Annotated in this window: 21 protein-coding genes and 1 pseudogene; 10 read left to right on the top strand and 12 right to left on the bottom strand. The window is 68.5% G+C overall.

The features are described 5' to 3' along the window. The first annotated feature begins 9 nt into the window (after positions 1-9). The 6 genes from HIV01_RS12540 to HIV01_RS12515 all read left to right on the top strand — a co-directional run bounded on the left by HIV01_RS12540 (position 10) and on the right by HIV01_RS12515 (position 4,521). The gene (locus tag HIV01_RS12540) at positions 10-291 is read left to right on the top strand and encodes a hypothetical protein (protein WP_200607585.1); all 282 of its coding nucleotides are present in this window, start codon (positions 10-12) and stop codon (positions 289-291) included. Further along, entirely contained in the window at positions 291-554 is a 264-nt protein-coding gene (locus HIV01_RS12535; RefSeq protein ID WP_200607583.1) for a hypothetical protein, read from the top strand. Before HIV01_RS12540 ends, HIV01_RS12535 begins: the two co-directional genes overlap by 1 nt. Before the next feature lie 4 nt (positions 555-558). Then, positions 559-2,178 carry a PepSY-associated TM helix domain-containing protein gene (locus HIV01_RS12530; protein WP_200608515.1) on the top strand — a complete coding sequence of 540 codons (1,620 nt, stop codon included), beginning with the start codon at positions 559-561 and terminating at the stop codon, positions 2,176-2,178. Positions 2,179-2,236: 58 nt separating this feature from the next. Beyond that, positions 2,237-2,716: an NUDIX hydrolase gene (locus tag HIV01_RS12525; protein WP_200607581.1), complete on the top strand. Its 480-nt coding sequence runs from the start codon at positions 2,237-2,239 to the stop codon at positions 2,714-2,716. Positions 2,717-2,797: 81 nt separating this feature from the next. Then, positions 2,798-3,679: a bile acid:sodium symporter family protein gene (locus HIV01_RS12520; protein WP_200607579.1), complete on the top strand. Its 882-nt coding sequence runs from the start codon at positions 2,798-2,800 to the stop codon at positions 3,677-3,679. After that, the gene (locus tag HIV01_RS12515; protein ID WP_200607577.1) at positions 3,676-4,521 is read left to right on the top strand and encodes a CPBP family intramembrane glutamic endopeptidase; all 846 of its coding nucleotides are present in this window, start codon (positions 3,676-3,678) and stop codon (positions 4,519-4,521) included. The genes HIV01_RS12520 and HIV01_RS12515 overlap by 4 nt, the downstream gene beginning before the upstream one ends. A gap of 18 nt (positions 4,522-4,539) precedes the next feature. On the opposite strand, the gene HIV01_RS12510 is transcribed toward HIV01_RS12515, so the two are convergent. The 12 genes and pseudogenes from HIV01_RS12510 to HIV01_RS12465 form a co-directional block, all read right to left on the bottom strand. Beyond that, the gene (locus HIV01_RS12510; protein ID WP_200607575.1) at positions 4,540-5,952 is read right to left on the bottom strand and encodes a pyridoxal phosphate-dependent decarboxylase family protein; all 1,413 of its coding nucleotides are present in this window, start codon (positions 5,950-5,952) and stop codon (positions 4,540-4,542) included. Positions 5,953-6,039: 87 nt separating this feature from the next. Then, positions 6,040-6,945, bottom strand: coding sequence for a dienelactone hydrolase family protein (locus tag HIV01_RS18405; RefSeq protein WP_200607573.1), 906 nt, complete (start codon positions 6,943-6,945; stop codon positions 6,040-6,042). Positions 6,946-7,036: 91 nt separating this feature from the next. After that, positions 7,037-7,231, bottom strand: a complete 195-nt coding sequence (locus HIV01_RS18400; RefSeq protein ID WP_425600279.1) for a CocE/NonD family hydrolase C-terminal non-catalytic domain-containing protein — start codon at positions 7,229-7,231, stop codon at positions 7,037-7,039. An 11-nt stretch (positions 7,232-7,242) separates the two neighbouring features. Beyond that, a pseudogene (locus tag HIV01_RS18395) lies at positions 7,243-8,727 on the bottom strand (CocE/NonD family hydrolase); the annotation flags it as partial. Between the two features lie 309 nt (positions 8,728-9,036). Beyond that, on the bottom strand, positions 9,037-9,678 hold the full coding sequence (locus HIV01_RS12500) for a DUF4124 domain-containing protein (RefSeq protein ID WP_200607569.1): 642 nt from the start codon (positions 9,676-9,678) through the stop codon (positions 9,037-9,039). Between the two features lie 38 nt (positions 9,679-9,716). Further along, entirely contained in the window at positions 9,717-10,481 is a 765-nt protein-coding gene (locus tag HIV01_RS12495; protein ID WP_245156797.1) for a DUF4124 domain-containing protein, read from the bottom strand. A 13-nt stretch (positions 10,482-10,494) separates the two neighbouring features. Next, complete coding sequence (locus HIV01_RS12490; protein ID WP_200607565.1) at positions 10,495-11,094, bottom strand: DUF1579 domain-containing protein; 600 nt, start codon at positions 11,092-11,094, stop codon at positions 10,495-10,497. A gap of 104 nt (positions 11,095-11,198) precedes the next feature. Further along, positions 11,199-11,759, bottom strand: coding sequence for an L-threonylcarbamoyladenylate synthase type 1 TsaC (gene tsaC, locus HIV01_RS12485; protein WP_200607563.1), 561 nt, complete (start codon positions 11,757-11,759; stop codon positions 11,199-11,201). 52 nt (positions 11,760-11,811) lie between these two features. Continuing rightward, on the bottom strand, positions 11,812-14,313 hold the full coding sequence (locus HIV01_RS12480) for a DNA topoisomerase I (protein ID WP_200607561.1): 2,502 nt from the start codon (positions 14,311-14,313) through the stop codon (positions 11,812-11,814). 293 nt (positions 14,314-14,606) lie between these two features. Beyond that, positions 14,607-15,095 carry a DUF494 family protein gene (locus tag HIV01_RS12475; RefSeq protein ID WP_200607559.1) on the bottom strand — a complete coding sequence of 163 codons (489 nt, stop codon included), beginning with the start codon at positions 15,093-15,095 and terminating at the stop codon, positions 14,607-14,609. A gap of 77 nt (positions 15,096-15,172) precedes the next feature. Then, positions 15,173-16,336, bottom strand: a complete 1,164-nt coding sequence (dprA, locus tag HIV01_RS12470; protein ID WP_200607557.1) for a DNA-processing protein DprA — start codon at positions 16,334-16,336, stop codon at positions 15,173-15,175. Positions 16,337-16,410: 74 nt separating this feature from the next. Beyond that, positions 16,411-17,559, bottom strand: a complete 1,149-nt coding sequence (locus HIV01_RS12465) for a LysM peptidoglycan-binding domain-containing protein (protein ID WP_200608513.1) — start codon at positions 17,557-17,559, stop codon at positions 16,411-16,413. Positions 17,560-17,793: 234 nt separating this feature from the next. Here HIV01_RS12465 and def point away from each other — a divergent pair, with 234 nt between their 5' ends. The 4 genes from def to HIV01_RS12445 all read left to right on the top strand — a co-directional run bounded on the left by def (position 17,794) and on the right by HIV01_RS12445 (position 22,492). Then, entirely contained in the window at positions 17,794-18,309 is a 516-nt protein-coding gene (gene def, locus HIV01_RS12460) for a peptide deformylase (RefSeq protein WP_200607555.1), read from the top strand. A gap of 80 nt (positions 18,310-18,389) precedes the next feature. Further along, positions 18,390-19,319, top strand: coding sequence for a methionyl-tRNA formyltransferase (fmt, locus tag HIV01_RS12455; RefSeq protein WP_200607554.1), 930 nt, complete (start codon positions 18,390-18,392; stop codon positions 19,317-19,319). Between the two features lie 8 nt (positions 19,320-19,327). After that, positions 19,328-20,653, top strand: a complete 1,326-nt coding sequence (gene rsmB / locus HIV01_RS12450) for a 16S rRNA (cytosine(967)-C(5))-methyltransferase RsmB (RefSeq protein WP_200607552.1) — start codon at positions 19,328-19,330, stop codon at positions 20,651-20,653. Between the two features lie 153 nt (positions 20,654-20,806). Next, positions 20,807-22,492 (top strand): ArnT family glycosyltransferase, encoded by a 1,686-nt coding sequence (locus HIV01_RS12445; RefSeq protein ID WP_200607550.1) that lies wholly within the window; start codon positions 20,807-20,809, stop codon positions 22,490-22,492. Positions 22,493-22,498: the final 6 nt, after the last annotated feature.

Below are 22,498 nucleotides of genomic sequence, written 5' to 3'. Positions count from 1 at the left end.
CGCCGAGGCATGGAAACGGCATTGGCATTGTCGGCACTGATCAGCACGCTGCTGTCGGCGCTGGCGCTGTATGCCGGTTCGCGCAACTGCCGCTGGTCGCCGAAGCCCAGGCACCCGCATCGCTCCACGCGCATTGGCCTGGCGCTGGCAGTGGTCGGGCTGGTGCTGTGGATGCGCCTGCTCGGCGGCGGCGCCGGTCTGTGCGCAATGCTCGGCACGTGGATGCTGGGAATGATGGCTTTGCCGTACCTCGCGCTGCGCTCGCCGGCTCGAGAGAAGGAGTCGCGCTGATGTGGGGCCGTGCCACCGCCGCGGCGATTCCCGGTTTCCTGCTGTCGGCCGGCGTGACCGGCCTGGTGTGCTGGCTGTTGCCGGGTCCGTGGCAGTCGACGCTGGTCGCCGGCATCGTTTCCTTCCTGGCGGTGTGGATGGCGGCGATGGCGCTGGCCTTCCAGTTCCGCAGTGGCAAGCGCGCGTGGGCGTGGTTCAGTGGTGGCGCGGTGGTCAGCCTCGCCACGCTGTGGCTCCTGCAGACACTGCAGTGGGTGCGCTGACGTGATCAAGCTCAAATCCAACACCCTGCGCACCTTCACCAGCGTGCACACCTGGGTCGGCCTGGTCGCCGGCTTCGCACTGTTCGTCGCGTTCTACGCCGGCGCGATCACCGTGTTCCACCACGACCTGCAGGCCTGGCAGACGCCGCATGCGCCGATGTCGACGGAGCAGGGCCTGAATGATGCGCAGCGGCTGCTCGACGAGACGCTGGCCCGCCATCCCAAGGCGCGCGAACACGTCGGCATGGTCTTCCCCGGTGGCGAGTACCCGCAGGCGGCCAGCTACTGGCAGGACGCAAGCGGCACCTGGCGCTACGCCACGCTCGACAACCTCGACGGCAGCGACAAGATGCCCGGCGGCGCGCTGTCGGAGCTGGTCAACGCGCTGCACTACTCGCTCGGCATTCCCGTCGCCGGCCAGTACCTGATGGGCATCGTCAGCCTGCTGTACGGGCTGGCGCTGATCTCCGGCGTGGTGATCCACCTGCCCAAGCTCGCCGACGACCTGTTCGCGCTGCGCCCGGGCCGCAACCTCAAGCGCTTCTGGCAGGACGCGCACAACGTCATCGGCGTGCTCAGCCTGCCGATGCACGTGATGTTCGCGGTCACCGGCGCGCTGCTGTGCCTGGTGATGGTCGTGATGATGGCGCTCAATCCGCTGATCTATCGCGGCGGCCTGATGGCGGCACTGGGACCGGCGATGGACACCGCACCAGTGGCCACGGCCGCCGGACGCGAACAGCCGATGGGTTCGCTGGCGATGCTGCATTCGCGCTCGATAGAGGTCGCGCGCGCGCAGGGCCTGGTTTCGTTCGAGCCGGCCTACTTCAAGCTGGCGCATGCCGGCGATGCCAATGCCACCATCGAGATCTCGGGCGAATCGCCCGGCTCGCTCGGCCCGATCGGCGCGGTGGCGATGAACGCCAACACCGGCGCGCTGCTGGCAACGCAGCTGCCCGGCAGCCGCGACGCCAACCACGCCACGCTGGCCTCGGCCTACGCACTGCACTTCGGCGAGTACGGCAACACCTGGGTGCGCGTGCTGTACTTCGTGCTCGGTATCGGCGGTGCGTTCCTGTTCTATTCCGGCAACCTGCTGTGGGTCGAGTCGCGCCGCAAGCGCCGTCAGCTCGAGCAGGGCGCGGCGCAGCTCGGCATGGCCCGCGCCACGGTCGGCGTGTGCATCGGCGTGTGTGTGGCGATCTCGGTGGCGTTCATCGCCACCCAGCTGGCGCAGTGGCCGGCTCTGCGCATTGCCGGCGACATCGAGCTGACGATCAAGACCGCCTGCTTCGTGACCTGGGCGCTGTGCGCGCTGTGGGCAGCGCTACGCCCGCCGGTGCGGGCGGCGCAGGAACTGTTGTGGGCGGCGGCGGTCACCACCGCCTTCGTGCCGATCGCGCACGGCCTTGTGACCGGGGCCTGGCTTTGGATGGCGGCGATGAAGGGCGAATGGTCGCTGTTCGCCATCGATGCAGGCGCACTGGCCATGGCCTTCGGCTTCGGCTGGCTGGCGCGCGCCACCGCGAGACGCGCCCGCGATGGCGAGGCCAACAGTGTCTGGGCGGACCCGCGCGCACGCGCCGCGCAGGCGACATCGAAGCTGGTTACCGGCCAGGAATAGAGCGCGGGTACGATGCTAGAGTCGGCGCGTCCCCGCGGCGCGCACGAGGTAACCGGCCATGAAATTCAACCCCGGCGTCTTCGACCTGTGGGTCTTCCGGCGTGATGCGGATGCGGTCCGCTACCTGCTGCTGCACAGCTCGCAGCTGAAGGCCGACCGGTACTTCAACGGCGGCCGTTTCTGGCAGATCCCCAGCAACCCGCGCGGTGACGACGAGTCGATGACGCAGGCCATCGACCGCGTGCTTGCGTCGTATGGCCTGGCAGCGCTGGCGATCTGGGCCGCCGAGCACACGTACACCATCTACAACCGTCGCTTCGACGAGATGCAGTTGTTCAGCGTGTTCGCCGTGCAGGTCGAGACCGATGACGTCCGACTCAATCCGGACGAGCATGGCGAGCATCGCTGGGTCACGGCGGAGGAGGCGCTGGCGCTGGTCCACTACCGCGGCCTCAAGGACGGCCTGCGCTCGGTGATCGAGTACGTCACCGGCGTCGCATCACCCGCGCGCCAGCTGTGCCTTCGCGGACCGGACTGAGCCGTACAACCCGCAGATGGATTGCGGCCCCGGCCGATTCCCCCTACTGTCCACTCGCCGGCCAGGAAGGGGAGTTCCACCGTGACATCCGGATCGTTGCTGACCGTGCTGCTGCCGCTGGCCCTGGGTGTGATCATGCTCGGGCTGGGGTTGTCGTTGACCCTGGATGACTTCCGTCGCGTCGCCCGCCAGCCCGGTCCGATCCTGGTCGCCCTGCTTTGCCAGACCGTGCTGTTGCCGCTGCTGTGCTTCGCGCTGGTGAAGGCGTTCGGTCTCGCCCCGGCGCTCGCCGTGGGCCTGATGCTGCTGGCCGCCTCGCCGGGCGGTACCACGGCCAACCTCTACAGCCACCTGGCGCACGGCGATGTCGCGCTGAACATCAGCCTGACCGCGGTCAACTCGGTACTGGCCGTGGTGACGCTGCCGTTGCTGGTGAACCTGTCGCTGCAGTACTTCATGGGCGACAGCCATGTGTTGCCGCTGCAGTTCGACAAGGTGATGCAGGTGTTCGCGATCGTGCTGGTGCCGGTGGCGATCGGCATGGCCGTGCGTGCGCGCAGGTCCGCATTCGCGCAGCGCATGACCCGTCCGGTGCGGATCGCATCGGTCGTGGTGCTGGTCGCGATCATCGCCGTGGCCGTGGCACGCGACTGGACGACCCTGGTCACCTACGCGCCGGTCATCGGCATGGCCGCGCTCGCCTTCAACGTGGCCAGCCTGCTGGTCGGTTACTGGGTGCCACGTCTCATCGGCATGGACAAGCGCCAGGCAATCGCCATCGGCATGGAGATCGGCATCCACAACGGCACGCTCGCCATTGCCGTCGCCTTGAGCCCGAGCCTGCTCGATAATCCGACGATGGCAATTCCCGCGGCGATCTACAGCCTGATCATGTTCTTCACCGCCGCGGTCTTCGGCTGGCTGGTCAGCCGCGACCGGGCACGCGGCGTCGCATCGCCATGACAGAGGCACCTTCAATTTCGCAGCGGGCCTGGCAGGCGTTGCTGAAGCTGGTGCTGGGACTGGCCGCCGTCACCCTGTCGATGCTGCTGTTCCGTTCACTGCTGCTGCCCGCGCTGGTGGCGGTATTCCACCTGGCCGAGCCGGCGACGGCCGTGCTCAGGCGCAGCGGCATCCTGGCGTTCGCCCTGCTCGGCTACTGGCTCTTCGTCCGCTTCCACGAGAAGCGCGCGGCCACGGAGCTGCGCATCGTTCCGCTGGGCATCGGCCTTGGCGCGCTGTCAGGCGCGCTGCTGATCTCGATCACCACGCTGTCGCTGTTCGCACTGGGCAACTACGAAGTGGTCGCGGTCCGCGGGATGCAGGGTGTGCCGCCGATCGCGGGCGCGATCCTGGTGGCGGCGGTGATCGAGGAGATCGTGTTCCGCGGCATCGTGTTCCGCGCCCTCGAAGGTGCGCTGGGAACGGTGGCGGCGGTGCTGGTGCAATCGCTGGTGTTCGCGATCATGCACTGGTTCAACGCCGGTGCCGACGTGACGATGGTGCTGGCCTTGACGCTGATCGGCGCGTTCTGGACCTGCGTCTTCATCGCCTCGCGCAACCTGTGGGTCGTCGGTCTGCACCACGCCGCCTGGAACTTCGCGATCTTCGCCACCGGCATCCCGTTGTCGGGCATGGAAGACTGGCGCGCGAAGGCGCCGCTGGAAAGCATCTACCACGGCCCGACCTGGCTGACCGGAGGCGAGTTCGGGCCGGAGACGTCGATCATCACCGCGGTGGTGGTGCTGGCCAGCATCGTGGTGCTGGTGCGGTGGACGCGAAGGCAGCAGGCCGCCACGGCCTAGTCGTACTTCTCACGATTGCTACGGGCGTTTGCGCAATGACCGGAATACGCGCGCTATCGCCGCAACGCTGCGCTCCGCGTCGTCCTCGGTCGTGGCCCAGTTGGACACCGATATCCGCATCGCCGCCTGGCCCTGCCAGTTGGTGCCGCCCAGCCAGCAGGTGCCGTCGGCCTGCACGCCGGCGATGACCTCACGGGTCGTGTCGTCGTCATCATCGAAGCGGACCAGCACCTGGTTGAGCGCCACCTCGTTGAGGATGCGCACGCCAGGTTCGCGCGCAAGCAACTCGGCCATCTGCCTTGCCCGCGCGCAGCTGCGCGCGACCAGGTCGGCGATGCCCTCGCGTCCGAGCGCACGCAGGGTGGCGTAGACCGGCACGCCGCGGGCGCGGCGCGAGAACTCGGGCACCCAGTCGACGGCGTCGCGTTCGGCGCCCTGGGTCTGGATCAGGTAGGCGGCGGCCGACGTCATCGCGGCGCGATGGTCCTGGGCATGGCGGACCATGGCCACGCCGCTGTCGTAGGGCACGTTCAGCCATTTGTGCGCGTCGGTCGCCCACGAGTCGGCCAGCTCGATGCCGTCGGCGAGATGACGCTGCGCATCGCTCGCACGCGCCCACAGGCCGAATGCACCGTCGACATGCAGCCACGCGCCGGCATCGTTGGCGATGCGGCCGATCTCGCGCAGCGGGTCGCAGGCGCCGGTGTTCACGTTGCCGGCCTGCGCGCAGATGATGGTCGGGCCCTGCAGCGATGCGATCTTCTCGCGCAGCGCATCGACGCGCATGCGCCCTTGTCCGTCGCTTTCGACCCGCTGCAAGGCACGCGTCCCAAGGCCGAGATAACGCATCGCCACGTCGATGGTGATGTGCGACTCGGCCGAGGCGATGACGTTGATGCGTGGCGCGCCGGCCAGGCCGTCGGCCTCGACATCCCAGCCGACACGACGCAGCACGCCATGGCGCGCCGCGGCGAGGCAGGTGAAGTTGGCCATCTGGCAGCCGGTGACGAAGCCCACGCCTGATTCGCGTGGCAGGTCGAACAGCTCCAGCAACCACTGCGCAGCGACTTCCTCGACCACCGCCACCAGCGGCGAGATCGCGTAGATGCCGGCGTTCTGGTCCCAGGTCGACACCAGGCAGTCGGCGGCGAGTGCGACCGGGTAGGCGCCGCCGATGACGAAGCCGAAGTAGCGCGGCGAGTTGCAGGCGACCGCGCCGCGCGCGACCTGTGCGGCGAGCAGGTCGATTACCTCACCGCCCTCGCCGCCCTTCAGGGGCAGTGGCACGCTCAGTGCCTGCAGCAATTCCTCGCGGCTCGCGCGCGCGCCGACGTGACGGTCGGGCAGCGTGCGCAGGTAGGCCGAGGCGTGCCCGGCCGCCTTCTCCAGGTATTCGTCGAACACGGCGGACGCAAAGCGGTCGGTAGCCATGGCGCTGTATCCCGTGGGAACGCGCAAAGCATACGGGACGCCTTGTCGTCACGCAGGGAACGCGGTGGTCCCGGGCGACCGCGCCCGTCAGCCGCCTTCGCGCAGCGTCCGGTTGAACAACGCCAGCGTGCGCTCCCAGGCCTGCTTCGCCGCGGCTTCGTCGTAGCGCGGTGTGGTGTCGTTGTTGAAGCCGTGCTGCGTGCCGGGCGGCTGGAACAACGTGTAGCGCACCTTGGCTTCCTTCAGGGCCGCCTCGTATGCGGGCCAGGCGGCGTTGATGCGTTCATCGTTGGCCGCGAGCACGACCAGCAGCTCGGCCTTGATCTTCGGTACGTCTTCAAGCGGCGCGGCCGCGCCGTAGAACGGAGCGGCGGCAGCAAGGTTGGGCAAGCGAGTCGCAAGGAAATTGGCGATGCCGCCGCCATAGCAGAAGCCGACCGCGCCCAGCTTTCCGTTGCCACCGTCGATACCGGCCAGCATGCCGGCCGCGGCGATGAAGTCCTCGCGCGTCTTGGCCTGGTCGAGCTGGCCGAACAGCGTGCGCGCCGAATCCTCATCGCCCGGATAACCGCCCAGCGGGAACAACGCGTCGGGTGCGAAGGCGATGAAGTCGGCCAGTGCCAGTCGCCGCGTGATGTCTTCGATGTGCGGGTTGAGGCCGCGGTTCTCGTGCGCCACCAGCACCAGCGGCAGCGGGCCGCGCGCCTTGGCCGGACGCACCAGGTAGCCACGACCGGTGCCGTAGCCCTTGGGCGACGGGAACTCGACATGCTTGGCGATCAGGCGCTTGTCGTCGGGCTTGACCTGCTGCGCCGCCGCGAACTGCGGACTCAGCGCGGCGAGCAGCCCGGCCGCACCGGCTGCGCCGGCGGCGAATCGCGCCGCACCGGCGAGGAAACCCCTTCGGTCAATCGCGCCGTGGACGTACTGGTCGAACAGACGAAGAACTTCGGGATCGAAGTCAGTGGCCTTCAGGCGAGGAGGGTTCGGCATGACGGTCTCCACAGGTTGTCGGCTGGGGCGTCCGCGCCGCCAGCGCTTCGGGATGCCGAGCATACCTTCCCGCGCCGGGGTGACGTCACCGCTACTCCTGCGGCTCCGGAGTCGCCAGCACGGGAAGCTCGAGGTAGGAGCCACTTTCGCCACCGACGTGGACGCGATTGAGCGCCCGCGCCGGCACGGACTCGTCGAAGTTGAGGCCGCCGGTGTTGAGGTTGCGCTCCAGTCGCGGAAAGCTGCTGCTGGTGACATCGAGGCGGATGCGGTGTCCGCGCGGCACCAGAGGTAGGCGATCGAACGCATGTCGACGGTCAACTGGTAGGTCTGTCCGGGCTCCATCCGGGTCGGGCAGAAGATGCCGTCGCGATAGCGTGCGCGTAGCGCGCCTTCCTGGATGTTGGTGGCGCGCCCGTCGGGCCATACGTGCACCAGGCGTGCGACGAAGTCGGTGTCGGGCGCCGAGGACGAGACCGTCAGGTGCGCGCGCAACGGTCCGACGATGCGCATCGGCGCCTCCAGCGGCGCCGAGGTGTAGACCAGCACGTCGTTGCGGGTTTCGACATCGCGCTGGTCGACCGGCCCGGACAACGCGTGCGGATCGGCGCTGCAGCACAGCGGCCCGCCGCGCGAGGGTGCCGGATCGAGCGGATCGTAGAGATAGCCGTCAGAGTGCTCATTGCTGTCGGGCTGCGGGCCCAGCGTGTCATCGCCGTCGCGGCCGTTGGCCTTGCCGCCACTGTGCAGGTACCAGCGCTGGTGCCGGGCCTGCACCGGCGGCCAGGTGGTCGAACTCAGCCAGCGCTGCTCGCCGATGACGAAGTAGAGATACGGCGGCAGGCTGGCCAGGCCGTCGCCCTTGCCGCGCAGCCAGTAGTCGAACCATTGCAGGTACCACTCGCGGTACGGCTGCCCGGCATTGCGCACCGGCAGTTCGCCGAAGCGGCCCAGGTCGGCGATGAGCTCATGCTCGCAATGATTGCCCGGGGCGATGATGACGTGCTGGTGGGCTGCCGCCTGCGGCGATGAGCGGCGCACCGCCTCGCTGATCGCCAGCGTGCCTGCGATCGTGGGGTCGCCCCAGGTGTTGATCACCAGCGCCGGCGTGGTGATGCGGTCGGCATCGGTGACGTAGTCCAGGTCATTCCAGCCGGCGTCACCCAGCGGTGTCCGCACGAAGTCGTCGAAGGCATTCGGCCCGGGCCGCGCGCGCCGCACCAGTTCCTGCACCGGCAGCTGTGGCAGCAGGCCGGCCATGCCGGGAACGTCCGGAGATCCCGAGTGCGGCAACTTGCCGCCATGGCGGGAGAACCAGCCCGTGGCGCCGGCCAGCTGCAGCACACCGCCCTCGAACGCACCAAAGTACTCGGCGTTGCCGGCGAGCAATCCGGCGGCGCCACCCGCCGCGCCGGGGATCATCGCCGCATGCGCAGGATGGTTCGCCCGGCCCAGCGAGTACTGCAGCTCACCCAACGCCGAGCAGCCGATCGTGCCGACCTTGCCGTTCGACCACGACTGCTGCGTGATCCATTCCAGCGTCGCGACGCCATCGCCGGTGGCATGGCGCCACGGCACGAAGCCTTCGCCCTCTGATTCGAACTTGCCGCGCACGTCCTGCACCAGCACGGCATAACCATGGCGTGCGAAGAACATCGCGTCGCCCAGCGCCTCACCGTAACGCGTGCGGTCGTAGGGCAGCCGGATGAAGACGGTGGCCAGCGGGCCGCTCGCGCCGCGCGGCCGGTACAGCGTGCCGGCCAGGCGGGCGCCGTCGGGCATCGTGATCCACACGCGGTCGTCTATGCGCACGTTGAACAGCAACGCCCGCGCAGGAACCTGCCAATGCGCCGGGATGTAACCGCGCAGCGTGTAGACCAGGGCGGCGGCCACCGAGGCGACCATCAGGCTCGTGATGATCAGCAGCCACCAGAAGGAAGCGGGTCGCACCGCGGACAAATCCATCTCCAAGTCGGCGTTCCTTGCGGCACACGCGGTAGTCGGGACAGTCGCCGGACAGCGCGCGCGACGCTTCGGGAAACGTATTGAACCGCTGATTCAGGCCAGCGTGAACAGGCCAGCGTCGCGTGCTCACGGAGCCGCGCAACTGCTCCCGTCGATGATCGCGCGCAGGCGCCTGGCCTCGGCCTGAGCGTACGCGCGATTGTCGCCGCCACCAACCGACTGCGATTCGACGTCGTTCAGCCGCTGCGTCCAACCCTGGCACAGCAGGGCATCGGGCACCGCCTGGCACTGGTCGTCGACCATCTGGCAGGCCGAGCCGGCGGCAGCGGTCGCATTGGTTCCGCCGAGGCCGGTCACCGCCACGGGTATGCAGCGCGGCGGCGGCTGGGCGTCGTCGCCGAGGTAGCGGTGGCCTTCCCAGGTGCGGCATTCGAACAGCGGCGGCGGTGGTGTCCGCAGGCCGCGGTCAGTGGCGGGCACTGCCGGCGCGGCCGGCGCGGGAGCCGCCGCAACCGGCGTGGCGGCTGCAGGCGCTGCAGCTGGCGGCGGTGCGACCGGTGCGACCGGTGCCGGCGTGGTGCTGCCGGAGAGGAACTGCGCGCGCGACTGCGACGGCGCCGCCTCGACCGCGCGCTTGACCTCCGTGCTGCCCTTCGGACATGGCGTGCCGTTTTGCATTGTCACCGCGCCGCTGGCATCGGTGCAGCGATAGATCACCACCTGCGCCTGCGCAAACGGCGCCACGGCAAGCAACAGCAGCAAACACATCAGTCGTCGACGCGCGACGCCCCCCCCGGTCAACCGCATCAGGCATCACCGCAATCATTGGCAAGACGTGCATCGATGCCGCGCTGCTCCACGTCGATCTGCTGACGCTCGCTCTGCAGGGCACTGTTGTAGGCGCGCCCGAGCTCCCAGCGGCGATCGCGCAGGCGCGCACAGACTTCCTGCTGCGGCAGTTCGCTGCAGGCGTCGCGCACCCAGGAACCGGGGCCATAGGGGTCATAGACGAACTGGCCACCCATCGGTGGTCCGGGCTGCGTGCCCGAAGGCCGGCCGGGACGTCCGCCGATGTTGTCGCCGAGCGAGGTGCGCGAATCCACCACCGGATAGCCCAGCGCCCACAGCGGCATCCAGCGCGGGTTGCCCTCGGCGGTGTCGCTCATGTAGCTGGTGCCGTCGGGCGTGGTGCATTCGTACATGGGCTTGGGCGGCGTCATCACGATGTAGCGCGTGGTGGCGACCGGCGCTGCCGCCGTGGCCGCCGTGGCGGCCACCGCACGCGAAGGAGTGCGCGTCGTCGTGGCCTTGGCCTTGGCGCGCTTGGGTGGATCCTTGGGCCTCTGCATTTCCTTGGCCTGCTGGGTCTCGCCCTTGAGGCACGGCGTGTCGCGAAGGGTCAGCTTGCCGTCGGCGCCCGTGCAGCGGTAGATGGTGATGTCGGCAGCGCTCGCGATCACCGGCGCGGCCAGCAGCGAAGCGAGCAGGAATGCGGACGGGATGGCACGGCGCGACATGCGTGCAGCATGCGCCGTCGACGGCATCGGCGATAGGTGCGAGTGGGCGATCATGGTCGCTGCTCCGTCATTTCTGTCGCGTGTAGTCGATCTGCATCGTCTTGGCTTCCTTGCCGCCACGTGTCTCGAACATCTCGAACACCTGGTGATCGTTGTCGACCACGCGCACGACCTGGCGCACCGGGATCTTCACGCCCTTGGAGGCCGGGTCGGCCATCTCGCCCAGGTAGGTATAGGTCTTCGTCGCCGGATCGTAATCGCCGTGCGAGACGAAGATGCCGGTCGAGCCGCTGTCCATCCAGGTGCTGTAGTACTTGCCGATGACGTTGTCGTAACCGATGAAGCCGACGCCTTCGAACGGCTGGCCCATCCACTTGCTGCGGAAGTCCTGGCGGATGTGGCGGTCGCCCAGCACCAGCGTGTTGGTCGCCGAGCCGGTCTCGGTCAACGGCGGCGCGGTCGGATCCATCCACATCGTCTGCTTGGTGGTCCATTTGCCGACCATCGCGGCCAGCTGCTTGTGCTGTTCGCCCGGCTTCGCCGCCGCTTCCCAGGCCTGCATCATCGCCTGCTGCTCGGGCGTGAGTTTGGCCGGCTTGTCCTGTGCCGCCAGCGGAAGCGCGGCGAGCAACGCCAGCGTCAGCAGCGAGATCTGCGAGATCTTCATGACGGCCTCCTGGTGGGCCTGGTCGCGCGGCGTTGCCGATCAACGCCCGGCGCCGGGACGCTACGACCTTGGCCGTTAAGCCGGCGTGCCGGTGCCCGAGACGACTACGCGCGCAGCTGGGCGCCGCTGCGGGCGTCGCGGATGGTGGTGGGCGACGCCAGTCCGCCGGTTTCTCCCTCGGTCACACCGTCGAGCTGCACGAGCAGGCGCGGATCCAGCTCGCCAAGGGCGTGCACGGGCGGCTCGCCGCTGAGATTGGCGCTGGTGGACACCAGCGGCCCGCCGAACGCGGCGCAAATGGCAATCACCGTGGGATGGGCGCTGACGCGAACGGCGACGCCGTCATGGGCACCGGTGATCCAGCGCGGTACGCGCGCGGTGGTCGGCACGATCCAGGTGTTGGGGCCCGGCCAGGTCGCCAGGACGGCCTCGCGGCGCGGCGGCGAGAGTGCCTGCCAGTCGAGCAGACCGTCGGTCTGATCCAGCGAACCGGCGATCAGGATCAGGCCTTTTTCGACCGGGCGCTGCTTGATCGCGAGCAGTCGCATGACCGCGGACTCGTCGAAAGGATCACAGCCCAGGCCCCAGACCGCTTCGGTCGGGTAGGCGATGACGGCGCCCCGATGGAGCGTGCTGGCGGCTTCGTTGGGGGTCAGCAGCGACATGGAAGAAGCATAGCCCGAGCGCAATGCGCCCGGGCCAGGCTGCTGGCAGAACTCAGGCCTTGGCGACCTTCTTCACCACTTTCTTCGCAGGCGCCTTCTTGGCCACGGCCTTCTTCGCCGGTGCTTTCTTGGCAGCGGTCTTCTTGGTGGCCTTCTTGGCGGCCTTCTTGGCCGGCGCCTTCTTCGCGGCGGCCTTCTTCACCACGGCTTTCTTGACCGCCGGTTCCTTCTTCGCCGCCGCCTTCTTCTTGCCGAAGCGGCCACGCACCGGCTTGCCGGTATCGGCCAGCAGCTGGGTGACTTCCTCCAGCGTCAGCGACGCCGGCTCACGGTCCTTGGGAATCTTGCCGTTGAGCTTGCCGTCGCTGATGTACGGACCGAAGCGGCCGTTGAGGACCTGGATGTCGCTGTCGTCCCACTGCTTGATGATGCGGTTGCGGGCGATCTCTTCCTTCTCTTCGATCAGGAACACCGCGCGCTCGAAATCGATGGTGTGCGGGTCGTCTTCCTTCGGCAGCGAGGCGTACACGGTGCCGCGCTTGGCGAACGGACCGAAGCGGCCGATGCCGACGCTGACTTCATGGCCGTTGCTCTGGCCCAGCTTGCGCGGCAGCTTGAACAGCTCCAGCGCGTCGGCCAGTTCGATGGTGTGCATGCTCTGGCCCGGACGCAGCGAAGCGAATTCAGGCTTCTCCTCGTCCTCGACCGTGCCGATCTGTGCATACGGTCCATAACGGCCCAGGCGCACGCTGACCGGCTTGCCGCTCTTGGGGTCGGTGCCCAGTTCGCGCGCGCCGGTGGCTTCGCTGCGATCGACCGACTCGGTCTTGTCGAGCACCAGTTCCTTGAACGGGCCCCAGAACTTCTCCATCAGCGGCACCCACTCCTCTTCGCCGCGCGACACCGCATCGAGCTCGTCCTCCAGCTTGGCGGTGAAGTCGTAGTCGACGTACTGGGTGAAGTGGCTGGAGAGGAACTTGCTGACCGCGCGGCCAACGTCGGACGGACGGAAGCTGCGGCCTTCCATCTCGACGTACTTGCGGAACAGCAGGGTCTGGATGATCGAGGCGTAGGTCGAGGGACGGCCGATGCCGTATTCCTCGAGCGCCTTCACCAGCGCCGCTTCGGTGAAGCGCGGCGGCGGCTGGGTGAAATGCTGGTCGGCGTGGATGCGTTCGAGCGGCACGCGGTCGCCGATCTTCATCGCCGGCAGCTTGCGGCCCTCGTCCTCGTCCTCGCTGGTCTTGGTGTCCTTGCCTTCCTCGTAGACGGCGAGGAAGCCCGGGTCGACCACGGTCGTGCCCGAGGCGCGGAAGCTGTGTTCGCTGCCGGCGGCCAGGTCGACCGAGACGGTGTTGAGCGTGGCCGGCACCATCTGCGAAGCGACGGCGCGCTTCCAGATCAGCTCGTACAGGCGGCGCTCGTCGTCGCTGAGGAAGCGCGACACCTGCGCCGGCGTGCGCAGCGCCGAAGTCGGGCGAACCGCTTCGTGCGCTTCCTGCGCGTTCTTGGACTTGGTCTGGTAGGTGTTGGGCTTGTCCGGCAGCGCGCGCGTGCCGTAGTCGCGGGCGATCACGTCGCGGATCTCGCCCAGTGCTTCTTCCGACAGGCTGACCGAGTCGGTACGCATGTAGCTGATCAGGCCGACGGTGCCCTCGTCGCCGAGGGTCACGCCTTCGTACAGCTTCTGCGCGACCTGCATGGTCTTGCGCGTGGTGAAGCCGAGCTTGCGCGAACCTTCCTGCTGCAGCGTCGAGGTGGTGAACGGCGGCGACGGGCGGCGCTTGCGTTCCTTGCTGGCGACGTCGGTGACATGCAGGGCGCCGTTGGCGGCCTTGACGATGCGCTGGCGCGCGGACTCGGCGGTGTCGCCGTCGGTGACGGTGAACTGCTCGAACTTCTTGCCGTCGAGCTTGTTGAGCTTGGCGGTGAAGGTCTGGGTCGGGTGCGCGCACTCGGCTTCGATCGACCAGTACTCGCGGGCGATGAAGGCTTCGATCTCTTCCTCGCGCTCGACGATCATGCGCAGGGCCGGCGACTGCACGCGGCCGGCGGACAGGCCGCGCTGGACCTTGCGCCACAGCACCGGCGACAGGTTGAAGCCGACCAGGTAGTCGAGCGCGCGGCGTGCCTGCTGCGCATCGACCAGGTCGGTGGCGATCTGCCGCGGCTGCGTCATCGCTTCCTTGATGGCGCGCGGGGTGATCTCGGTGAAGACAACACGCTGCAGCGTCTTGCCTTCGAGCAGGCCGCGCTCACGCAGGATCTCGGCGATGTGCCAGCTGATCGCCTCGCCCTCGCGGTCCGGGTCGGTCGCCAGATAGAGCGCGTCGGCGCTCTTGGCGGCCTTGGCGATGGCGTCGACGTGCTTCTCGTTCTTCTCGATCAGGTCGTAGCGCATCGCGAAGCCGCGATCGGGGTCGACCGCGCCCTCCTTGGGCACCAGATCGCGGACGTGGCCATAGGAGGCCAGGACGGTGAAGTCCTTGCCTAGGTACTTGTTGATCGTCTTGGCCTTGGCAGGCGACTCGACGATTAGGAGATTCTTGGCCATGGGGGCTCCGCAGGACCTGTTCCGGTGCTGCTGGCGGTTGTAACGGTTGAGGTCTGAGGAAGGCTGGGCCGGCAATCTGGGCGGGCGCAGGGGGGCTTCCTTTTATTTATTGAGGGCATGCGCCTGCCACGGCTGTCAAGCGCGGCTGCGTGAAGTCGGGATAGCGAGCGCATGCGGCGGCGCTAGGTTCAGCCAGGAAATCGCGGCGGTCGTTCCACCGAGTCAGCACCGCGAGGCGCTCTGGCGAGGCCCCCGGAGGGGGCGACTGTCGGTTCGGGCAGGCGCGGGCCGGCTCAGTGCACCGGCTCGGGCTCGTCCTCGAACATCTGGGTTTCCATCCAGGCGTAGGCCGCCTCGGAGCCGGGCTGGTTGAACAGGACCATCAGCACGACCCACTTCAGGTCGTCCAGGTCGAGTTCGTCCTGGTCCAGGGCCATGGCGCGGTCGAGCACCAGCTCGCGCTGGCCGGCATCGAGCACGCCGTGCTGCTCCAGGAACATCAGGAAGCCGCGGCATTCGACGTCGAGCCGGTCGAGCTCGGGGCCGAAATAGATGCGGGTCGGGCCGTCGGCGCGCGGGGCACTGGCACTGGGCCGTTGCTGGGCCAGCGCATCGAGCCATTCGAAGGCTTTGTTGATCTCGGCGGGGCTGAACCCGGCTTTGCCGAGCTCGTCAAAGAGAGGACCGCTGCGGAGCGAATCGTGGTCGCGGACAAGGTCCGCGTCTTCAGTGAAGTAGTGCTCGAACAGGTACAGCAGGACGTCCAGAATGCTCTCTTTCATTTCCCTCGGCCTGCGCCGCATGCGGCGCGGTGGGCAGAAACTTGCGGGTGACCCGCGGGTCGCTGACGAAGACGCATTCAGCGATTGCGGAAGTACCGGCCGTGTTGTGCCTGAACACGACCATCAAGCTCCATGAGCAGCAGCATGGAGGACACTGCTGCGGCCGTCAATCCAGTCCGTGTGACAAGTTCATCCATATTGGTGGGGTCGTGACCCAGCGCCAGCCACAACTGCTGGTAGTCGGGGTCATCGGCGGCTGAATCACTCGCCGCCCGGCCAACGATTTCCTCACCGCGATGAATTGGGGCGTCCAGGCGCGTCCTCAAGTCCCGCGCCAGCACCTGCGCCTGCGGGGCCAGGGCGGCAATGACTTCGGCCGGGTCCTCGACCAGTCCGGCGCCTTCGCGGATCAGCCGGTGGCAGCCGCGCGCCATCGGGTTGCGGATCGAGCCGGGCAGGGCGAAGACATCGCGCCCGGCTTCGGCGGCGAGGCGGGCGGTGATCAGCGCGCCGGACTTCCAGGCCGCCTCGATCACCAGGGTCGCCAGCGACAAGCCGGCAATGATCCGGTTGCGGCTGGGGAAATGGGATGCCAACGGACGCGTGCCGGGGAGGTGCTCGCTGACCACCGCGCCTTCGGATGCGATCCGCGCCAACAGGCGGGCGTTGCCGCGCGGGTAGGCGACGTCGGGCCCGGTCCCCAGCACGGCCACGGTGATGCCGCCGCTTGCGAGCGTGGCTTCATGGGCGGCGGTGTCGATGCCTGCGGCCAGTCCGCTGGTCACCGCCAGCCCCGACCGCGCCAGTGCGCGGGCGAACTCGGAAGCATGCGCGGTTCCCGCCGGCGTGGGTCCGCGCGTGCCAACGATGGCGACCGAGGGATGCCAGAGCCGGGTCGGATCGCCGGCGACGAACAGCGCCAGGGGCGGGTTCGGTGCGCGCAACAGCAGCGCCGGATAGTCCGGGTGATGGCAGCCGAGCAGATGGTGCCCGGGCTGACGCAGCCACTTCCCGGCATTGGCCAGCCGCGGCGCATCTGGCCTGGCGAGCTTTTGCACCTGTGCCGCCGTCAGGCCGCATTCGCGCCAGACCGCAGGGCCCGCTGCGAGCGCCTGTGCAGCGCCGCCAGATCGTTCGAGCAATCGCCGCCGCGGATCGACCGCGCCACCGGCGGCGACAAGCAGTAGCAGGGCATCTTCGTCGGCGGCGATGGCAGGGGGCGCTGGCGTGGGGGGCGGCATCACCCCAGCCTGGGCCGCAAACGACGACGGCGCCCTAGGGCGCCGTCGGCTTGGTTCGTAGGATCAACCGGCAATCAGTTGGTCGCGTCCGGATGCTTCAGGCGATAGCCCAGGCGGGTCGGACGGATGCCGTCCATGACCAGCGCGTAGCTGACCTTCTCGAAGGTGCGGAAGACCATGACGTGGCTGGCGAACTCGTCCGGCAGCTTGACTTGGCTGCCGCCGCCGGTGGCGTCGTAGCTGCGGTCGATGCCGACCTTGACGCGGTCCACTTCCACGCTGCCCTGGCGCCAGGTCGACAGCACGGTGCCGTTGTCGATGCCGTCGGCGGTGCCGACCGACAGCGCCACGACATCGCGGCTGCCGCCGCTGGTGAGCATGTCGGCCACGGCGATGACGCGGGCCTTGTCGATCGCCAGCTCCTGGCTGGGAGCGTGCGGCATGAACTGCAGGTCGTAGGCCTGGGCCTCAACCGGGATCAGGCGATCGCCGACGCGGACTTCGCGGCCGTTGCCGTCGATTACCAGGGTGGCAGCCTCGGCGTCACCGGTGATGCCGCGGCTGATGGTGCCGGTGGTCTGCTTGGTCAGCTCGTAGCCCAGGAACTCGCCACCGCCGGCCGGCATCTGGTAGTTCCACAGCGACTCCAGGCCGATGTTGCGCTTGCCGCGGAAGTCGAGGTCGGCGGCGCGGCGACCGGAGTTGTCGCAGCAACGCTCCGGATCCATCGTCACGTAGCGGTGCGACGGGCGGACGATGGCGTAGCGCTGGCCCGGCTGGGCGTCGGCCAGGCCCTTGATGTAGGCCACCTGGTCGAGGCTGCCGGCGAGGCGGTCTTCTTCCAGGCCGACCACGTAGGGCAGGCTCTCGAATTCCTCGACCACGCGCATGTCCTTGAGGAAGGCTTCGACCTCGGACAGCGGAATGGCATTGATCGGCGCCTCTTCACGCGGACCCTCCTGCACCGCGACGCGGTCCAGGTAGGCCAGCGAGAGCACGTCGCCGGGGTAGATCAGGTGCGGATTCTTGACCTGCGGGTTGGCCTGCCAGATCTCCGGCCACAGCCAGGGCTTCTGCAGGAACTTGCCGGCGATGTCCCAGAGGGTGTCGCCCTTCTTGACCACGTAGGTGTCAGGATGGTTGCCCGCGACCTCGGCGGCCACGCCGTAGGTGGCGACCGTCAGCAACGCAGCGGTCAGCACCGTGCGCAACGGTTTGAAAATGGTGACCATCTGGTTTTCCCCTAAATGAGCCTGGTTCGACGGCCCCGTGACGTGCTGCCCCAAGGCAGCTTCCCCATCCGCCGGTAAAGGCGGGGCCCCGCGGCAATATAGCCCAGAAGAACCGCACGGTTGCAAGCGTGGCAGCCCCCCAACGGGGTTACAATCGCACTACTTGTTGTGGTTGTGACACACGCCCCCATTTAATTCGCTGTCAGAACACTGTCCCCATTCGCCATGGCCCTGCTACCCATTCTTGAATTCCCCGACCCGCGCCTGCGCACCGTCGCCGCGCCGGTCGACCCTGCGCGCATCACCAGCGCCGAATTCCAGAAGCTGCTCGATGACATGTTCGAGACCATGTACGAGGCCCCGGGCATCGGCCTGGCCGCCAGCCAGGTCGACGTGCACCAGCGCTTCATGGTCATGGACATCAGCGAGGAGCACGACCAGCCGCGGGTGTTCATCAATCCGGAAATCACCGCCCGCGATGGCGAGCAGGTGTACCAGGAAGGCTGCCTGTCGGTGCCCGGCATCTTCGCCGACGTGACCCGCGCCGACCGCATCACCGTCAGCTTCCTCGACCGCGACGCCAAGGCGCAGACCCTCGAAGCCGAAGGCCTGCTGGCGGTGTGCATCCAGCACGAGATGGACCACCTGGCCGGCAAGCTGTTCGTCGACTACCTCTCGCCGCTCAAGCGCGAGATGGTGCGCAAGAAGCTGGCCAAGCAGAAGCGCCAGGCCGCGGCCTGAGCGACCCCTTCCCGCGGTGACAGGCAGGCCCCGGCCTGCCCGCCGGGATGACACCAACCCCCACTTGGCGCCCATCCCCGATGAGAATCGTTTTCGCCGGCACACCCGACTTCGCCGTGCCGTGCCTGCGCGCGGCCTCGCAGCGTGGTGAGGTCGTCGCCGTCTATACCCAGCCCGATCGCCCGGCCGGGCGCGGTCGCGAACTGACGCCGTCGCCGGTCAAGCGCGAAGCACTGCTGCGCGGCATCGAGGTCTTCCAGCCGGAGAACTTCAAGTCGATCGTGTCGAAGGACGCACTGCGCGCGCTGAAGCCGGACCTGATGGTGGTGGTGGCCTACGGCCTGATCCTGCCGCAGTCGGTGCTCGACATCCCCACTTACGGTTGCTGGAACGTCCACGCTTCGCTGCTGCCGCGCTGGCGCGGTGCTGCGCCCATCCAGCGCGCGATCGAAGCCGGTGACAGCGAATCGGGCGTGTGCCTGATGCAGATGGAGAAGGGCCTGGACACCGGGCCGGTGCTGCTCTCGCAGTCGCTGCAGATCGGCGCACAGGAAACCGGCGGCCAGTTGCACGATCGTCTTTCCGCGCTCGGTGCGCAGGTGCTCGCCGATGGCCTGGGACTGCTGCGTGCCGACATCCGGCCGGTGCCGCAGCCGCAGCCCGAGGAAGGCGTTACCTACGCGCACAAACTCGACAAGGCCGAGGCCCGCCTCGACTGGTCGCAGCCGGCGACGGTGCTGGCCAACAAGGTGCGCGCGTTCAATCCATGGCCGATGGCCGAGGCCGTCGTCGCCGGCGAGCGGTTGCGCCTGCATGGTGCGGTCGCGCTGGACGAAGCCCATGGCGCCGGCCCCCATCAAGTAGAGCCCGGATCCCTGCTTCGAGCCGGGCGCGATGGTCTCGATGTCGCCTGCGCGGCCGGCGTGCTGCGCATCCGCGTGCTGCAGCGTGACGGCGGCAAGGCGATCACCGCGGCCGATTACCTCAACGGCCGCCCGGACCTGCGCTGACGGCCGCCATGGCACGCCCTGACCAGACTTCCGGCGCCAGCCACAGCGGCGCCGCATCGCGCGCCGCCGCCGCACGCGTGCTTGACGCGGTGCTCCATCACGGCCGCTCGCTGAAGGCCGAGCTTGCGCTGGCCTTGCCGCGCATTGCCGATCCGCGCGACCGCGCGCTGGTGGAAGCTATCTGCTTTGCCGTGCTGCGCCAGCCGGCCCGTTTCGAGTCGGCGCTGCTGGCATGGGTGTCGCGTCCGTTGCCCAAGCGCGACAGCGAACTGAAAGCGCTGTTGTTCGTCGGCTTCGCCCAGCTCGATCCGCTCGGCCTGCCGGCCCATGCCGCGGTGGCGGCCACCGTCGAAGCCGCGCGCACGCTGGGTCGACGCCACCAGGCCGGCATGGTCAACGCGCTGTTGCGCCGCGCCCAACGCGAAGGCTTGCCGGCGGGCGAACCGCACGCACACTGGCCGAAGTGGCTGCGCGATCAGATCAACCGCGACTGGCCCGATGACGCCGAGGCCATCCTCGACGCCAGCGCCGCCGAGCCGCCGATGTGGCTGCGCGTGAACCGTCGCCAGCAGTCGCGTGATGACTACCGTGCCCGCATGCACGAAGCCGGCATCGAGGCGCAGGTCGACGAGCGATTGCCCGACGCATTGCGCCTGGACACGCCGGCCGCGGTCGCGGCGCTGCCCGGCTTCGCCGAAGGCGCTGCGTCCGTGCAGGACGCTTCCGCGCAGCTGGTGGTCGAGGCGTTGGCCGCGCCGCCTTCCGGGCGCGTGCTCGATGCCTGCGCCGCACCCGGCGGCAAGACCGCGCACCTGCTCGAGCGTGATGCCTCGCTGCGCCTGGTCGCACTCGACATCGACGCACAGCGCCTGGATCGCATGCGTTCGGGCTTCACCCGCCTGCGCCTGGGTGATCGCGTGCAACTGCTCGCCGCCGATGCCGCCGACACGCAGGCATGGTGGGACGGAACGCCGTTCAATGCGGTGCTGCTGGACGCGCCGTGTTCGGCCACCGGCATCATCCGCCGCCAGCCCGACGTGCTGCAGCACCGTCGCGCCTCCGACCTGACCGCACTGGTGGCGACGCAGGCGCGCCTGCTCGATGCGCTGTGGGCGACCGTCGCGCCGGGCGCGGTGCTGCTCTATGCGACGTGTTCGATCCTCAAGGCCGAGAACGAAGCGCAGGTCGATGCGTTCCTGGCGCGCACGCCGGACGCGGTCGCCGAACCCCTCGACGAACGATTCGGGCGGCCCAGCGGCGCCGGTCGCCAGCGCCTGCCGGGCGAACTGGGCTGCGATGGGTTCTTCTACGCGCGTTTGCGCAGGAAAGGCTGAGAGAGCCGTCATCCCCGCGAAGGCGGGGACCCAAGGGCCCTGGCTTCATCGCCGACGGTCCGAGTCACGTCCATGGATCCCCGCCCGCGCGGGGATGACGGGACCGACGTTGTTCCGACATCGTCACGACGCGCGCCCGTTATCATCCGCCGCATGCTCAAGCCGCTCGCCTCGCGCCCGACCTGGCGCAACGACACCACGCTGTTCTGGATCATCGCCGTGCTCGTCCTCGGCGCAGGCCTGGGTCTTCGCGATCCGTGGCCGGCGGACGAACCGCGCTTCACCCTCGTCGCCAGGCACATGATCGAAAGCGGCGACTGGCTGTTCCCGCATCGCGGCAGCGAGCTGTATTCCGACAAGCCGCCGTTGTTCATGTGGTTGCAGGCGATCGCCTACACCGTGTTTGGCAACTGGCGCATCGCCTTCCTGCTGCCGTCACTGCTGGCCGCGCTGGGCACGCTGTGGTGCGTGGTCGATCTCGGTCGCCGGCTGTGGACGCGCCGCGTCGGCATCTACGCCGGCTACGCGCTGCTGTTCGCGTTGCAGTTCACCTGGCAGGCGAAGAAGGCGCAGATCGATCCGCTGGTGGTGTTCTGGATCACGCTGGCCAACTACGGACTGCTGCGCCATGTGTTGCAGGTATCGCGGAGCCAGGGACCGAACTGGCCGATGTGGATGCTCGGCTGGGCCGCGGCGGCACTGGGCACGATCAGCAAGGGCGTGGGCTTCATCGCGCTGCTGATGCTGATTCCCGCCGGCATCGCCTCGCTGCGCGGCTGGGACGTGAAGGTGCATGCCGGCCGCGCGAAGTTCTGGCTCGGTCCGCTCGCCTTCGTGCTGGCCGCGTGCGTGTGGCTGGTGCCGATGCTGATCGCGGCGCTGGGCAATTCCGGCCCCGAGTACCGCGCCTACATCGACGACATCCTGATCCGCCAGACCGCCAAGCGTTACGGCGCGTCGTGGGACCACGGCCAACCGGTCTGGTACTTCCTGGAAGTGATGGCGACGATGTGGTTGCCGACGGTGCTGGTGCTGCCGTGGGCGATCCCGGCATGGTGGCGACGCCTGCGTCGGCGCGACCCGCGCTACCTGTTGCCGCTGGCCTGGTGGGCACTGGTGCTGGTGTTCTTCACCCTGCCCAACGGCAAGCGCGACATGTACATCCTGCCGGCCTTGCCGATGATGGCGCTGGCGCTGGGACCGTTGCTGCCGGGCCTGATCCGGCGCAAGGGCGTGCGCCGACTCGCGTTCGGCTTCAGCGCGGTGCTGGCCGTGGGCCTGCTCGCCGGTGGACTGGCGATGTTGCTGGGCGATCCCGGATTCGAGCGCCGCTTCGTCGCCGAGCGATCGCTCGAGGACGTATCCACCGCGCTCGCCGCCAGCATCACGGCACTGGGATTCTTCTGTGTCGGCTGTCTGCTGTGGTTCGGCCGCGCGCGTCCGATCGCGGCGATGCTGGCGACACTGACGGGCCTGTGGGTGTGTTTCGGCCTGGCATTGGCGCCGCTGCTCAACGATTCCTCGTCGGCGCGCGGGCTGATGACCGAGGTCGGTCGTCGCATCGGCCCGCAGGCCGAGCTGGGTCTGGTCGCCTGGCGCGAACAGAACCTGCTGATGGCCGACCGCCGTGTCGCCGAGTTCGGCTTCAAGGTCGACTTCGACGAACAGATGCAGCGCGGGCTGGCCTGGCAGCGCGAGGCGCCGGCGACACGCTGGCTGCTGGTGCAGGACGTGGCCCTGGCCGAATGCATCGACAGTGGCAAGACGCAGCACCTGGGCAATGCCAACCGTCGCGGATGGACGCTGGTGCCCGGTGCCGCCGCGGTGGCTTGCCGCTAGGCCGGA

The organism is Lysobacter arenosi (genome assembly GCF_016613475.2).
Lineage (GTDB): Bacteria > Pseudomonadota > Gammaproteobacteria > Xanthomonadales > Xanthomonadaceae > Lysobacter_J > Lysobacter_J arenosi.
The sequence above is the reverse complement of the archived record's forward strand: the minus strand, read 5'-3'. Positions and strand labels throughout refer to the sequence as shown.